Source organism: Micromonospora pattaloongensis (assembly GCF_900107255.1).
Lineage (GTDB): Bacteria > Actinomycetota > Actinomycetes > Mycobacteriales > Micromonosporaceae > Micromonospora_I > Micromonospora_I pattaloongensis.
In genome coordinates this window covers 302239-316385 of record NZ_FNPH01000004.1, presented here as the reverse complement: position 1 = coordinate 316385, position 14147 = coordinate 302239, and the positions used below count along the sequence as shown (strand labels likewise).

13 protein-coding genes are annotated in these 14147 nt (G+C 74.0%); 5 read left to right on the top strand and 8 right to left on the bottom strand.

What is annotated here, in order from left to right; translation table 11 throughout:
• The first annotated feature begins 87 nt into the window (after nucleotides 1–87).
• The gene (locus BLW47_RS13790; RefSeq protein ID WP_091556314.1) at nucleotides 88–1296 is read left to right on the top strand and encodes a cytochrome P450; all 1209 of its coding nucleotides are present in this window, start codon (nucleotides 88–90) and stop codon (nucleotides 1294–1296) included.
• Complete coding sequence (locus BLW47_RS13785; RefSeq protein WP_091556312.1) at nucleotides 1290–1520, top strand: ferredoxin; 231 nt, start codon at nucleotides 1290–1292, stop codon at nucleotides 1518–1520. Before BLW47_RS13790 ends, BLW47_RS13785 begins: the two co-directional genes overlap by 7 nt.
• A gap of 87 nt (nucleotides 1521–1607) precedes the next feature.
• Here the strand turns inward: BLW47_RS13785 and BLW47_RS13780 are convergent, their stop codons facing one another.
• The 5 genes from BLW47_RS13780 to BLW47_RS13760 form a co-directional block, all read right to left on the bottom strand.
• A complete protein-coding gene (locus BLW47_RS13780; protein ID WP_091556310.1) occupies nucleotides 1608–2549 on the bottom strand; it encodes an ABC transporter substrate-binding protein in 942 nt (313 codons plus the stop codon).
• Nucleotides 2549–3370, bottom strand: a complete 822-nt coding sequence (locus tag BLW47_RS13775; RefSeq protein ID WP_091556308.1) for an ABC transporter ATP-binding protein — start codon at nucleotides 3368–3370, stop codon at nucleotides 2549–2551. Before BLW47_RS13775 ends, BLW47_RS13780 begins: the two co-directional genes overlap by 1 nt.
• Complete coding sequence (locus BLW47_RS13770) at nucleotides 3367–4404, bottom strand: FecCD family ABC transporter permease (RefSeq protein WP_245736630.1); 1038 nt, start codon at nucleotides 4402–4404, stop codon at nucleotides 3367–3369. The genes BLW47_RS13775 and BLW47_RS13770 overlap by 4 nt, the downstream gene beginning before the upstream one ends.
• Entirely contained in the window at nucleotides 4401–5456 is a 1056-nt protein-coding gene (locus BLW47_RS13765) for a FecCD family ABC transporter permease (RefSeq protein ID WP_091556306.1), read from the bottom strand. Before BLW47_RS13765 ends, BLW47_RS13770 begins: the two co-directional genes overlap by 4 nt.
• A 159-nt stretch (nucleotides 5457–5615) precedes the next feature.
• Nucleotides 5616–6197, bottom strand: coding sequence for a type 1 glutamine amidotransferase domain-containing protein (locus BLW47_RS13760; RefSeq protein WP_091556304.1), 582 nt, complete (start codon nucleotides 6195–6197; stop codon nucleotides 5616–5618).
• A 161-nt stretch (nucleotides 6198–6358) separates the two neighbouring features.
• Between BLW47_RS13760 and BLW47_RS13755 the strand changes: the two genes are divergently transcribed.
• Nucleotides 6359–8020: a copper resistance CopC/CopD family protein gene (locus BLW47_RS13755; RefSeq protein WP_091556302.1), complete on the top strand. Its 1662-nt coding sequence runs from the start codon at nucleotides 6359–6361 to the stop codon at nucleotides 8018–8020.
• A gap of 62 nt (nucleotides 8021–8082) precedes the next feature.
• On the opposite strand, the gene BLW47_RS13750 is transcribed toward BLW47_RS13755, so the two are convergent.
• From BLW47_RS13750 to BLW47_RS13740, 3 genes are all read right to left on the bottom strand, one after another.
• The gene (locus BLW47_RS13750) at nucleotides 8083–8931 is read right to left on the bottom strand and encodes a YcnI family protein (RefSeq protein WP_175543625.1); all 849 of its coding nucleotides are present in this window, start codon (nucleotides 8929–8931) and stop codon (nucleotides 8083–8085) included.
• A gap of 104 nt (nucleotides 8932–9035) precedes the next feature.
• Entirely contained in the window at nucleotides 9036–9893 is an 858-nt protein-coding gene (locus tag BLW47_RS13745; protein WP_091556299.1) for an SDR family oxidoreductase, read from the bottom strand.
• A gap of 38 nt (nucleotides 9894–9931) precedes the next feature.
• Nucleotides 9932–10303: a DoxX family protein gene (locus BLW47_RS13740; RefSeq protein ID WP_091556296.1), complete on the bottom strand. Its 372-nt coding sequence runs from the start codon at nucleotides 10301–10303 to the stop codon at nucleotides 9932–9934.
• A 94-nt stretch (nucleotides 10304–10397) separates the two neighbouring features.
• Here BLW47_RS13740 and BLW47_RS13735 point away from each other — a divergent pair, with 94 nt between their 5' ends.
• Together BLW47_RS13735 and BLW47_RS13730 are read left to right on the top strand one after the other, a co-directional pair.
• Nucleotides 10398–10874, top strand: coding sequence for a MarR family winged helix-turn-helix transcriptional regulator (locus BLW47_RS13735; protein WP_245736629.1), 477 nt, complete (start codon nucleotides 10398–10400; stop codon nucleotides 10872–10874).
• Nucleotides 10875–11024: 150 nt separating this feature from the next.
• Nucleotides 11025–14138: a M14 family metallopeptidase gene (locus BLW47_RS13730; RefSeq protein ID WP_091556294.1), complete on the top strand. Its 3114-nt coding sequence runs from the start codon at nucleotides 11025–11027 to the stop codon at nucleotides 14136–14138.
• The last annotated feature ends 9 nt before the right edge of the window (nucleotides 14139–14147 follow it).

Here is a 14147-nt window from a genome sequence, read left to right as displayed (position 1 = left end):
CATGAACTTCTCTACCATCCGTGGTGTCCCCGCGACTCGGTGTGCACGATCGCCGCGCCGCGCCCCCGACGGCGAAAGGGAGCTCCGGTGACGGAAACCCGCCAGGACAGCACCACCCGCGCCTACCCGTTCAGCGCGCCCGACCGCCTCGACCTCGATCCGCGCTACGCGCAACTGCGGCAGCACGAGCCGTTGACCCGGGTCCGCCTGCCCTTCGGCGAGCCGGCCTGGCTCGCCACCCGGTACGCGGACGTGCGCACCGTCCTCGGTGACCCGCGGTTCAGCCGCGCCGCCAGCGTCGGACGCGACGAGCCCCGGATCACCCCCCTGCAGATGGCCAGCGGCATCCTCTCGATGGACCCACCGGAGCACACCCGGCTGCGCCGGCTGGTCGCGCGCGCCTTCACCGCGCGCCGGGTCGAGGATCTCCGGCCACGCGCCCGCGAGATCGCCGACGAGCTGCTGGACCGCATGGTCGCCGGCGGACCGCCGGCCGACCTGGTCGAGGCGTTCGCCACCCCGCTGCCGGTCACGGTGATCTGCGAGCTGCTCGGCGTGCCCGTGGCGGACCAGGGACGCTTCCACGTCTGGTCCGAGGCGATCGTGTCGACCACGTCGCTGTCCCCCGACCGGATCCGCGAGTACATCGACAACCTGTACGCCTACATCGGCGAGCTGATCGCGCGGCGGCGGCGGGTCCCGACCGACGACCTGCTCGGGGCGCTGGTGCGGGCGCGCGACTCCGACGACGGGCGGCTGACCGAGACCGAGATGGTGCAGCTCGCCGCCGGGCTGCTCGCCGCCGGGCACGAGACCACGGTCACGCAGATCCCCAACTTCGTGTACGTCCTGCTCACGCACCCGGCGGAGCTGGCCCGGCTGCGCGCCGACCCCGCGCTCGTGCCGTCCGCGGTCGAGGAGCTCATGCGGTACGTGCCGCTCGGAGTGGCCTCCTCGTTCGCCCGCTACGCACTGGAGGACGTCGAGCTCGGCGGGGTGCTGGTGCGCGCCGGCGAGCCGGTCATCGCGTCGCTGTCGGCCGCCAACCGCGACCCGGAAGTCTTCGACGACCCCGACCGGCTCGACCTGACCCGCGCCGCCAACCCGCACGTGGGCTTCGGCCACGGGGTGCACCACTGCATCGGCGCCCAGCTGGCCCGGATGGAGCTGCAGGTGGCGGTCGCCGCGCTGCTGCACCGGCTGCCCGGGTTGCGGCTGGCGGTTCCGGAGCCGGAGCTGGAGTGGAAGAGCGGCATGCTGGTACGCGGGCTGCGGAAGATGCCGGTGGCATGGTGAGCCGGCGGTGGCGGGTCACGGTCGATCCCCGGCGCTGCATCGGATCCGGCATCTGCGCGGGCGCCGCGCCCGGGCACTTCGTGCTCGTCGACGCGGTCTCCATTCCGCTGGACGAGCTGATCGCGCCGGAGGACTCCGTACTGGACGCGGCCGAGTCATGCCCGATGGAGGCGATCGCGGTCCGCGACGCCGCCGACGGCCGAGTCATCGCACCCGAGCCCTGACCCCCCCCCGCCGCGATGCGGTGATCAAGGGATCGGCGGCGGGACACGCACCGGTGCCCGCCGCCGATCCCTTGATCACCCACTCGCTCAGGCGGCGAGGTACTTCTCCAGATCGTCGAGGATCTTGCCGGCGGCGGTGACGCCGATGCCGGTCATCCAGATCTCGTCCTCGACCACGTGCGCCTTGCCCGCCTTGACCGCGGAGAGGTTCTTCCACAGGCCGCCGGCGGTCACCTTGGCCTGCTCGGCGGCGGCCTTCTGCCCGTACGCGCAGACGAAGATGACGTCCCCATCGACCTCGGCGATCCGCTCCGGACTCACCTTGTCCATCCGCTTGTCCTCCTTGCCGGCGAGCAGCTGCCGCTCGGGGCGGCCGACGCCGGCGTCGGTCATGACGATGCCGGAGAACGACTCCGGGCCGTAGACCCGGATCTCGGTGGGCATGAACCGCACGATCGAGACCTTCGTCGCGGCCGCGTCGCCGAGCTTCGCGCCCAGTTCCCTGGCGCGCTTCTGGTAGCCGTCCAGCAGGTCGCGCGCCTGCTGCTCCTTGCCGAGCGCGGCGCCGTCGAGCAGGAAGTTCTCCTTCCAGGTGATGCCGACCTTCTCCGTGAAGACGGTCGGCGCGATCTTCGACAGCTCGTCGTAGAACTTCTCCTGCCGGAACTTGCTGCCCAGGATCAGGTCCGGCTTCAGCGCGGTGATCGCCTCGAGGTCGGGCTCGGTGAGCACCCCGACCTCCTTGATCGCGGACACCTTGTCGCCGAAGTAGGTCGGCCAGCCCTGCGCCTCCCCGGCGCGGGCCGCGCCGACGGGCACCACGCCCAGCGACAGGGCGGTGTCGATCTTGTCGGTGTCGAGCACCACGACCCGCTTCGGCGAGACCGGCACCTGGGTGGTACCCATCGCGTGGGTGATCGGGTGGGTATCACCGGTGCCCGCGCCGGGCACGGGATCGCTCTGACCGCAGCCGGCGAGACCGGCCCCGGCGACGACGGCCACGGCGAGCGCGGCGACGAGACGACGCATCATTGTCCTTTCAGGAGAACGGGAGCGGGGTGCGCCGGCGCCACGGCCGGCGGTCCGGGGACCACCAGCGGGGCGCCGGTCACCGGGCAGGGCACGACCACGCAGTCGAGCCCGAAGACCTCGCGGACCAGGTCCGCGGTGAGGATGTCGCCGGGCGGGCCGGCCGCGACGACCGCGCCGTCGCGCATCGCGACCACGTGGTCGGCGTACCGGGCCGCCTGGTTGAGGTCGTGCAGCACGGCGACGACGGTGCGGCCGCGCTCGACGCGCAGCCGGCGCAGCAGGTCGAGGATCTCGACCTGATGGGCCAGGTCGAGGAAGGTGGTGGGCTCGTCGAGCAGCAGCGCCTCGGTCTGCTGGGCGAGCGTCATCGCGATCCAGACCCGCTGGCGCTGGCCGCCGGAGAGCGAGTCGACGGGCCGGTCGGCCAGCGCCGCGACGTCGGCCAGCGTCATCGCCTCCGTCACCGCGGCCGAGTCCTCCGACGACCACTGCCGCCACCACCGCTGGTAGGGCTGGCGGCCCCGGCCGACCAGGTCGGCGACGGTGATGCCCTCCGGCACGAGCGGACTCTGTGGCAGCACCCCGAGCCGCCGCGCCACCTCACGGGTCGGCAGGTCCCGGATCGCGGCCCCGTCGAGCAGCACCGCCCCGGCGCGCGGGGTCAGCAGCCGGGCCATCGTGCGCAGCAGGGTGGACTTGCCGCAGGCGTTGGGGCCCAGCACGACGGTGAACGCGCCGGCGGGCAGGTCCAGGTCGAGCCGGTCGAGCACCACGCGGTCGTGGTAGCCGGCGACGAGCTCCCGGGTAGCGAGCTTCACGAGGGCCTCCTGCGACCGCGGACGAGAAGGAACAGCAGGTACGGGCCGCCGATCGCCGCGGTCAGCACGCCCGCCGGCAGCTGGGTGGGGGCGAACAGCCGCCGCCCGGCGAGGTCGGCGAGCACGAGCAGCAGGGCGCCGACCAGGGCGGCGCAGAGCAGCGGCGGCCGCTCGGCGCGGACCAGCCGCCGGGCGACCTGCGGGGCGACCAGCGCCACGAAGTCCACCGCGCCGACCTGGGCGGTCACCATCGCCGCGGCGAGCACGCCGGTCGTGGCGAGGCCGACGCGCCGCGCCGTGGGACGCAGCCCGATGCCCCGGGCGGTGTCGTCGTCGAGCGCGGTGTTCGACAGCGACCAGCCGGCCCAGAGCAGCACCGGCAGCAGCACGGCGAGCGTGCCGGCGATGTACGCCGTCTCCTGCCAGCCCCGACCGGCGAGCGTGCCGATCAACCAGACCTGGGCGCGCAGCCCGTCGATCGGGTCGGCGGCCAGCATCACGACCTCAATCAACGCGCGCAGCGCCACCGCGACCGCGACGCCGGCGAGCACGAAGCGCTGCGCGGCCAGGCCGTGCCGGGCGCCCAGCGCGAGCACCGCGGCCGCGGCGAGCAGGCCACCGGCCAGCGCCGCGGGCGCGACCAGGGCCGCGGCGGCGCCGGTGGTCAGCGCGACGGTGGCGGCCAGGCCGGCACCCTGGGTGACGCCGATGACGTCCGGGCTGGCCAGCGGGTTGCGGCTGACGGCCTGCACCAGCGTGCCGGCCACCCCGAACGCCGCGCCCGCCACGGCGGCGAGCACGACGCGCGGCAGTCGCAGGTCGCGCACCACCAGGTCGTACGGGGTGCCGTCGCCGGGCAGCGCCCGCAGCACGTCGACCGGCGCGACGTACGGGGTGCCCAGCGACAGGCTGAGCAGCATCGCGGCGGCGAGCAGGATCAGCAGCAGCACGGCGACGGCCTGGGCGCGGCGGCGCACCAGCAGCGTGACGGGGCCGAGGCGCAGCAGCGACCGGCCGGCCGGTACGGCGGTCACGCGGTCACCACCCGGGCGCGGCGGACCAGGATCGCCAGCAGCGGCGCGCCGATCAACGCGGTGACGACCCCGGCGGGCAGCTCACCGGGCGGCACGACCAGCCGTCCGACGACGTCGGCGCCGAGCAGCAGCACCGGTCCGAGCAGCGCGGAGACCGCGAGGGTCCAGCCGTGGTCGGCGCCGACCAGGGCGCGGGCCAGGTGCGGGACGGCCAGCCCGACGAACGCGATCGGCCCGGCGGCCGCGACGGCGGCGCCGGTGAGCAGCACCGCGCCGGCCCCGCCGCCGATCCGTACCAGGTCGACCCGGTGACCGAGGCCCCGCGCCACGTCCTCGCCGAGCGCGAGCGCGTCGAGGCCACGGGCGACCAGCACCGCGAGCAGCAGGCCGGCGGCCACGAACGGCGCCACCTGTGCGGCGACCGTGACGTCCCGTCCGGCCACCCCGCCGACCACCCAGAAGCGGTACTCCTCGAAGGTCCGGGCGTCGACGCTGAGCAGCGCGTACACGACCGCGCCGAGGCTGGCGTCGAGGGCGGCGCCGCAGAGCGCCAGGGTGACGGGGCTGGCGCCGTCGCGGGTGCGGGCGGAGATCGCGTAGACCAGGACGCCGACGAGCAGCGCGCCGACGATGGCGAACCAGACGTAGCCGGCGAGCGTGCCGACGCCGAAGACGGCGATCGCGAGGACGACCCCGACCGAGGCGCCGGCGCTGATCCCGAGGATCCGCGGCTCGGCGAGGGGGTTGCGGGTCAGCGCCTGCAGCAGCACGCCGGCCACGGCCAGGGCGGCGCCGACGGTGAGCCCCAGCAGCGTCCGCGGCAGGCGCAGCTCCCGGACGATCAGGCTCGGCTCACTGCCGTCGCCGACCAGCAGGCCGTGCCAGACCTGGGCCGGCGTCAGCGACCTGCTGCCGAGCGCGAAGCTGGCCAGCACGGCCAGGATCAGCAGCACCGCCGCGCCGGACACCACGAGCACGCGCCGGGCGCGGGGCGCGGGCCGCGGATCGGGCCGGGACAGCGGCCCGGCCGGGCGCAGCGCAACGGTGGACATGACGGACTCCAGGCGACCATGAGTTAGGTTCGCCTAACCTTACGAGTGGAGGCCCGTCCCGCCTAATTCGTGATCGTGAATCGTCGCGCGGGAGCGGCGTCCGCGGCGATACCGCGCGGGCACCGGACGGGTATGCCGGTCCCCGCGCGGTGACGGCCGTCAGACCGGGACCTTCGCCTGCTCCCCCTTGGCCATCGCGGCGACCATCTGGTTGCAGAACGCCGGTAGATCCGTGGGCTTACGGCTGGTGACCAGCCCGGAGTCGACGTGCACCTCCTCGTCCACCCAGCGTCCCCCCGCGTTGGTGATGTCCGTGCGCAGGCTGGGGAACGAGGTGACCGTCCGCCCCTTCACCACGCCGGTCTCCACCAGCGACCACGGCCCGTGGCAGATCGCCGCCACCGGCTTGGACTGGTCGAAGAACGCCTTCACGAAGCGCATCGCGTCCGGGAACTGCCGCAGTTTGTCCGGATTGACCACGCCACCGGGCAGCACCAGCCCGTCGTAGTCCGCCGGGTTCGCGTCACTCACCGTCCTGTCCACCGGGTACGCCTTCGACTTGTTGATGTCCTTGTTCACCGATTGGATCGAGCCCTGCTGAATGGAGATCAACTCAACCTGCGCACCCGCCCGTTCGGCGGCCGCGCGCGGCTCCGTGTACTCGACCTCCTCGACGCCGTCGGCGGCGAGAAACGCCACCCGCTTGCCCTGCAACGGCGTCTGCTGCTGCTGACCTGCCATCACGTCCTCCTCTCACGGCGCTGCGGTACGCGTCCGGGCGACGGGGGCCGCCGCGGTCTGGTTGGATCGTTCCCGCCCCTGACGTGCACAAACGCCGGCAGGCCGCGCGCGACGGGCGACCCGGATTGAACCTTCCGGCGCCGCGCACCGAACTACCCGATGTGGGAAATCAGGATCAACCACCGCGCGCCGCGCGACGCGGGTGGCGGGCCGCGCTGGCCGGCGTACTCCTCGGCGCGGCCCTCGTCGTGCTCGGCCCGGCGACGCCGGCCCACGCGCACGCCGCACTGGTGTCGACCGCCCCGGCGCAGGGCGCGGTGGTGGGGTACTCGCCGACGGAGGTGGCGCTGACATTCAGCGAACCGGTGCGGCTCGTGCCCGGGAAGGTGCAGGTGCTCGCGCCGGACGGCAAGCGGATCAACAGCGGCCAGCCGCGCGTCGCGGGGGGCACGGTGACGATCCCGATCCGGGTCGCGGACCGCCCGCTCGGCACCTATCTGGTCAGCTACCGGGTGATCTCGGCAGACAGCCACCCGGTCGCCGGCAGCATCACGTTCTCGGTGGGCGCGCCGTCGGCCTCGGCCCCGCAGCCCCGGCAGACCGATGTCGACCCCGTGGTGGCCGTCGCCGTGCCGGTCGCGAAATACCTCGGGTACGTCGGGCTGGCGCTGGTCATCGGTCCGACGGTGGTGCTGGCGCTGCTGTGGCCACGCCGGCTCTCCCGCGTCGGGCCGATCCGGCTGGTCCGGGCCGGGCTGGCCCTGGTCGGCGTCTCCGCCGCGGCGACGCTCTGGCTGCAGGCGCCGTACGCCAGCGGCGCCGCCCCGCTCGACGTCTCCGCGGGCGAGCTGCGCGCCGTGCTGGCCACCGGCTTCGGGGCAGCCCTGGTGCTGCGGCTGGCCGTGGTCGCGGCCGCCGCGGTGCTGCTCGGGCCGGCGTTGCGCGGAGACTGCGGCCGGGCCCGGGCGGCGCTGCTGACGGCGCTGGCCGCGACCGGGGCGGCGACGTGGCCGCTGGCCGGCCACGCGGCGGCGGCGCCGCTGCGCGCGGTCAACGTGATCGCGGACGCGGTGCACGTGCTGGCGATGGCGGCGTGGCTCGGCGGCCTGGTGATGCTCGCGGCGTTCCTGCTCCGCCAGGCCCACCCGCGGGTGCTGGCGCGGCTGCTGCCGGTCTGGTCGCGGTGGGCGGCGCTGGCGGTCTGCTGGCTGGTGCTCACCGGCGGCGTCCGCGCGCTGCTCGAGCTCGGCTCGCTGCGGGCGCTGACCGGCACCGACTACGGCCGGCTGCTCGCGATCAAGGTGGGCGTGCTGGCGCTGGTGCTGGGCGCGGCCGCGTACGCCCGGCGGCTGGCGCAGCGCGGGGCCCGCACCCGCCCGTTGCGGCGGACCGTGCTGGCCGAGCTGGCCGGCGCGGCGCTGGTGCTGGGGCTCTCCGCGGTGCTGGTGCAGACCCCCCCGGGGCGCGCGGCGCTGGCCGAGGCGCGGGTCGCGGCGGCCGACGGGTTCGCGCAGACGCTGACCAGCTCGCTCTACACGCTGCAGTTCGACATCTACCCGGTGCAGATCGGCGAGAACAACACCGTGCACGCGTACGCGTACACCGCGGACGGGAAGCGTCTGCCGGTGGTGGAGTGGCGGATGACCGCGGCGCTGCCGGCGCGGGGCGTCGAGCCGGCCAGCACCCGGCTGCTCGGGCTGGAGCCGCATCACGCCGTCGGCGCGGTCACCTTCGCGGTCCCCGGCGACTGGGAGCTGCGCTTCACGCTCCGCACCTCCGAGATCGACCAGGCAACGGTGACCACCACGGTGCGGGTCTCCTGAAGGGAGGTCTCCGGCTCGATGGCCGGTCAGGAAGCGATCCTTCTTGAGCGGTCCGGCCGGCGTCAGGGCTCGCGGAGGCGCCAGCGCGACCGTCCGGCCGCGACCGGACCGTCGCCATCAAGCTCGGGGTCCGCGACCGACACCGCGTCGTCGCCCGTGCGCCGCTGCGGGTGCGGGTCGCCCGGCGGCCCCGGGGCGGGGCGGCGGCCGCGCGCGAGGAACCAGCCGCCGGCGGCGAGCCCGACGCCGACCGCCAGCCCGGCGCCGAGCAGCGCCCAGCCGCCGGCGCCATCGGGGTCGTCGGCGCCGGCTGACGGAGCCGCGACCGGGTCGGCCGGGGCGTGGCCGGCCTGCGGCGGCGGGACCAGGCTGAGCGCCGGCGCCGGGCGGTCGGGTTGCTCGCCCCAGCGCACGACGGCGCCGTCGGAGTACGTCTGCGTGATGGTGAAGGCGATCCGCTCCGCGTCCGGCAGCGGGCCGACGGAGACCGGCAACCGGACGACCTCACCGGCCGTGGCGGGCGGCGGGGCCGCTCGGGTCCAGGTGATCGTCGAGACGACCTCACTGGTCGTCATGCCGTGGATCGCCTCGATCGGCCGGTCCAGCCGCCGCTGCGCGATCCTCGGCGCCCAGTCGGGCACCGACATCGGGAAGACCTCGGCGATCGGCGCCGCGTCCGGGAAGCGCACCTGCACCGTCGTGGTGTACGCCGACGGGCGCTCGGTGGGCAGTTCAAAGGTGATCTTTGCCGCGTCGCCGCGGACGGCGACGCCCGGCGTGACCGTGACGTCGGCCGCGGCCGGCGGCGCGAACGACAGCGCTCCGGCGAGCGCGCCGCCGAGCAGCGCCAGGACGGGCCACGCGCCGCGCGGGCGCCGACGGGATGGCGACGGGGACTGTGGGTGCTTCACACCCTGTTTCTCGGATCGCGGCGCGCAACGGTTCAAATCGTCGCCGGTTCGCCGCCGAACCCCGCCGCCCCGCCGCCGTCGACGGCGGCGGGGCGGAACGCCGGTCAGGCCGGCAGTGCGGCGCCGATCGCCTCACCGAGCGTGGTGGTCGGGCGTCCGATCAGGGTACGGAGATCGCGACGGTCGGTGTTCAGCTCGCCGCGGGCCACGCCCTGGTCGGAGTCGGCGAGCATGGCCGCGACCGGCTCCGGCAGCCCCGCGGCGGCGAGCGCCGCGGCGTACTCCGCGGGCGGCAGATCGCGGTAGACCACCGTCACGCTGCTCTGCCGGGTGACCTCGGCGGCGAGCTCCGCCATCGTGAACGGCTGGTCGCCGCCCAGCTCGTACACCTTGTTGTCGTGGCCGTCGCCGGTCAGCACCGCCGCGGCCGCGGCCGCGTAGTCGGCGCGCGTCGCGGCGGCGACCCGCCCGTCGTTCGCGCTGCCGAGGATCGCCCCGTGCTGCAGCGCCGGCGCCAGGTTGGCGGTGTAGTTCTCCAGGTACCAGCCGTTGCGCAGCAACACGAACGGCAGGCCGGAGTCGCGCACCAGCGCCTCGGTGGCGCGGTGCTCCTCGGCCAGGCCGACGCCGCTGGTGTCGGCGTTGAGGATGCTGGTGTACGCCAGCAGGCGCACCCCGGCGGCCTTCGCCGCCGCGACCGCGTTCGCGTGCTGCGCGACCCGCTTGCCCACCTCGCTGCCCGAGATCAGCAGCAGCCGGTCGCTGCCGGCGAACGCCTCGGCCAGCGTCTCAGGGCGGTCGTAGTCGGCGTGCCGCACCTGCACCCCGAGCGCGGCGAGCTCGGCGCCCCGCTCCACGTTGCGGACGCCGGCGACGATCTCGGCGGCGGGCACGCCGCGCTGCAGCAGCGCCGCGATGGTGAGCCGGCCGAGCTGCCCGGTCGCTCCGGTGACAGTGATCATGATTCTCCCTTGAGCGGTTGTGTGCCGAACGGTTGTGTTCAGAAGGAGTAGGGACCGAAGCGGCCCCAGGCCACGACGGCGGCGGCCGCGAGCAGCACGAGGTTGACCGGGACGTTGCCCCACTCGGCGCGGCGGGCGTGCACGACGACGGCGCCGATCATGACGATGACGAGGCCGGCGGCGGCCAGCGGCGTGAGGATCACCGCGATCCCGGTCGCGGCGGGCAGGATCAGGCCGAGGGCGGCGAGGAGCTCGAGGACCCCGATCGCCCTGGTCGTGCCGGCCGAGAAGTCCTCGACGTACGGCATCTTAGGCGCGAGCTTCGCCGCGGGTTGGGTGCTTTTCATCAGCCCGGCCAGCCCGAACGCCACGGCGAGCAGGATCTGCAGGACCCAGAGGACGGTGTTCATGGGTGCTCCCGACGACAGGGAAAGGTATTTGAAGTTTCAAGCGACGACCGTAGAGGTAACTGCTTGAACAGTCAAGTACTGCTACCGTGGATGCGTGGACGAGACGCGATGGCTGACCGACGACGAGCAGCGGGCGTGGCGGCGGCTGGGGGCGGTCATGACGCTGCTGCCCGCCGCGCTGGACGCGCAGTTGCAGCGCGACGCGGAGCTGACGCACTTCGGCTACTGGGTGCTGGCAATGCTCTCCGAGGCCCCCGGCCGGGCGGCGCGGATGAGTGAGCTCGCCGCGCTCGCCAACGGGTCGCAGTCGCGGCTCTCACACCTGATCGCCAAACTGGAGCAGCGCGGCTGGGTGCGCCGCGAACGCGCCAGCGACGACGGCCGGGGCTCGGTCGCGGTGCTGACCGAGGCCGGCTACCACAAGGTGGTCGCCACCGCGCCGGGCCACGTCGCACAGGTGCGGGCCCTGCTGTTCGACACCCTCACCGCGGCGCAGGTCGCGCAGCTCGACGAGATCTGCACCGCCGTGCTGACCCGGCTCGACGGCAACGGCACCAGCTGCCTCGGCTGAGCCGGACCAGTAGCCCCGGCGCGCCCAACGGGAACCGCCGCGCGCGCGGCAATCGGCCTGCCCGGCGAACCCGCCGACCATCCATCTGATTGACAGTCCTCATCGCCGACACCAGGATCCGCATAGAGATCCTTCTACCGAGGGGGCGCGATGAGGAAGACACCGCTGGCGACCGCCTGCGTGTTGACCCTGGTCGGCGCGTTGGCGTTGACCACACCGGCGAGCGCGCGGCCACCGTCCGATCCGGGCGGCCGCGACGGCCTGGAGGTGTACGTCGGGACGCTGAACCCACAGCAGCTCGAGCAGCTGCGCTCCACCGGCGTCGAGCCCAACCACGCGACGTCGCACACCGACGCGGCCGGCAACTCCACCGTGGAGACGGTGCTGACGAAGGGCCAGGCCGCGCGGCTGGCCAGCAAGGGCGTGCCGCTGAGCGTGAAGAAGGTGCGCGGCAAGGCGGCCTCGACCGCGCTGCGCGAGCAGGCCGGCGCGGGCTGGCGGGCGTTCCGGTCGTACAGCGAACCGGGCGGCATCCGCGACGAGCTCACCGCGACCGCGGCCCGCTACCCCAACCTCACCAAGCTCCAGACGATCGGCCGGTCCCTGGGCGGCCAGCCGATCCTCGCGGTCAAGGTGACCAAGGGCGCGAAGAGCGTGCCCGACGGGAAGCGCCCCGCGGTGCTCTACGCCGGCGCCCAGCACGCGCGGGAGTGGATCACGCCGGAGATGACGCGGCGGCTGCTGCACCATGTGCTCGACAACTACGGCAGCGATCCGACGATCACGCAGCTCGTGAACACCACCGAGCTGTGGTTCCTGCCGGTCGCCAACCCGGACGGCTACGACTTCACCTTCACGCCCGGCAACCGGCTGTGGCGCAAGAACCTGCGGGACAACAACGGCGACGGCCAGATCACCGGCGGCGACGGCGTCGACCTCAACCGCAACTTCGGCTACAAGTGGGGCTACGACAACGAGGGCTCCTCCCCCGACCCCAGCAGCGAGACGTACCGCGGCGCCGGGCCCAGCTCCGAGCCGGAGACGAAGGCGCTCGACGGTCTGTTCCGGCGCATCGGGTTCGAATTCTTCGTCAACTACCACTCCGCCGCCGAGCTGCTGCTCTACGGCGTCGGCTGGCAGGTGAGCACGCCCACCGCCGACGACGTCATCTACGAGGCGCTGGCCGGCGACGACGCCCACCCCGCGGTGCCCGGCTACGACCCGGACCTCTCCGCCGAGCTCTACACCACCAACGGCGACACCGACACCCACGCCACCGTCCGGTACGGCACGCTCGGCTTCACCCCGGAGATGTCGACCTGCCAGACCGTCTCCGCGTCCGACCCCGACGACCAGTGGCGACCCGAGGACTGCGTCAGCATCTTCACCTTCCCGGACGACGAGAAGCTCATCGCGGCCGAGGTGGCCAAGAACATCCCGTTCGCGCTGGCGGTGGGGCGGTCGGCGGCGACGCCCGACAACCCGGTGTCGATCGTCGGGCGCAGCACCCCGGACTTCGTCGTCGACGCCTTCGACACCTCGTACGGCGCCGACCAGCAGGTCGCGGCGGTCACCCGGCGGTCACTTCGGAACGTGCGGATGCACTACGTCGTCAACGGCGGCCGGCCGAAGACCGTGCCGGTGCGCGAATGGGCCGGCGGCGAGCGCTACGGCGACACCCACGACGACTACTACGCCGAGCTGCGCGGCACGGTGCGCGGCGCGAAGGCCGGCGACCGGGTCGAGGTCTGGTTCACCGGCAGCAAACCCGGGGCCGGGGTGGTCGCCAGCGACCGCTTCACGTACCGGGTGCACGACGACATCGGCGGCGACGTGCTGGTGCTCGCCGCCGAGGACGTCACCGGCATCAGCCCGGCGCAGGGCGGCGGCACCGCGAAGTACGCCGACGAGGCGGCCGCCGCGCTCAGCGCGGCCGGCTACCGCAGCGACCTCTACGACTTCGACGCAATGGGCCGCCGGGCCCCGCACCCGCTCGGCGTCCTGTCGCACTACGACGCGGTGGTGTGGGAGACCGGCGACGACGTGATCCTGCGCTCCCCCGGCCAGCCGGCCGGCACCACCGCGAAGGCCGCGCTCGACATCGAACTCGCGGTGCGGGACTACCTCAACGAGGGCGGCAAGCTGCTGGCGAGCGGCAAGAACGCGCTCTTCGCCCAGGCCGCCAACGGCGCGTACAGCTACCACCCGTACGCCCCGCCGGAGTGCACGACCCCCGGCGACGATCCCTGCCTGCCCATCCTCAACGACTTCCAGCAGTACTACCTGGGCGCGCACACGTACGTCAGCGACGGCGGCACCGCCGACAACGGCACGCCGTACCCGCTGGCCGGCAACTCGGGCGCGTTCGACGGGTTCGCCGGCACGCTCAACGCCGCCGGGTCGGCGGGCAACCAGGACCACACGGCGTCGTTCCTGACCACCTCCGGGTTCCTGCCGCCGGCGCAGTTCCCGCAGTTCGCCAGCGCCGCGCCGATGGACTGGGTACGCCCCGGCGGCGCCCCGTTCGACCCGCGCACCGGCGGCTGGTACCTGTTCAGCGGCCAGTCCGACGCGTCGTACAAGCGGCTGTCCCGCACGATCGACCTCACCGGCGCGACCAGCGCCGAGCTGCGCTTCTTCACCTCGTACGACACGGAGGCGGACTGGGACTTCCTGTTCGTGGAGGCGCACGAGGTCGGCAGCGACGCCTGGACCACCCTGCCGGACCGCAACGGCCACACGAGCACCGACACCGGCGAGAGCTGCCAGTCGGACTGGGACGAGCTGCACCCGCAGCTCGCGCACTACCAGGGCGAGGGGTGCGCGCCGACCGGCACCACCGGCGCCTGGCACGCCGCCAGCGGCTCCTCCGGCGGCTGGCAGGAGTGGTCGATCGACCTGTCGGCGTACGCCGGCAAGCGGGTCGAGGTGGCGATCGCCTCGGTATCGGACTGGACCACGCAGGGACTCGGGGTGTTCCTCGACGACGTGCGCGTCGTGGTGGGCGGCGCGACGGTGGCGGAGACGTCGTTCGAGACCGACCTGGGCGGCTGGGCCGTGGCGCCCCCGCCGGCCGGGTCGGCACAGCCGGCCAACAACTGGTCGCGCAGCCAGCAGGCCTTCGACGAGGGCTCCGTGGTGGTGACGGCGGACACCGTCTACACCGGATTCGGCCTCGAGGGACTCGCCCCCGCGGCCCGCGACGACCTGGTGGCCCGTTCCCTCCGCCACCTCCTCGGCGGACCGACGGCCGACCGCCGCTAGACCCGCGCT

What these genes read in the sequence shown, in the direction of transcription:
- BLW47_RS13760 (WP_091556304.1), bottom strand. Translation starts at nt 6,197, where the DNA reads ATGGCAGGTCAGCAGCAGCAGACGCCGTTGCAGGGCAAGCGGGTGGCG.
- BLW47_RS13785 (WP_091556312.1), top strand. Translation starts at nt 1,290, where the DNA reads ATGGTGAGCCGGCGGTGGCGGGTCACGGTCGATCCCCGGCGCTGCATC.
- BLW47_RS13730 (WP_091556294.1), top strand. Translation starts at nt 11,025, where the DNA reads ATGAGGAAGACACCGCTGGCGACCGCCTGCGTGTTGACCCTGGTCGGC.
- BLW47_RS13780 (WP_091556310.1), bottom strand. Translation starts at nt 2,549, where the DNA reads ATGCGTCGTCTCGTCGCCGCGCTCGCCGTGGCCGTCGTCGCCGGGGCC.
- BLW47_RS13745 (WP_091556299.1), bottom strand. Translation starts at nt 9,893, where the DNA reads ATGATCACTGTCACCGGAGCGACCGGGCAGCTCGGCCGGCTCACCATC.
- BLW47_RS13765 (WP_091556306.1), bottom strand. Translation starts at nt 5,456, where the DNA reads ATGTCCACCGTTGCGCTGCGCCCGGCCGGGCCGCTGTCCCGGCCCGAT.
- BLW47_RS13740 (WP_091556296.1), bottom strand. Translation starts at nt 10,303, where the DNA reads ATGAACACCGTCCTCTGGGTCCTGCAGATCCTGCTCGCCGTGGCGTTC.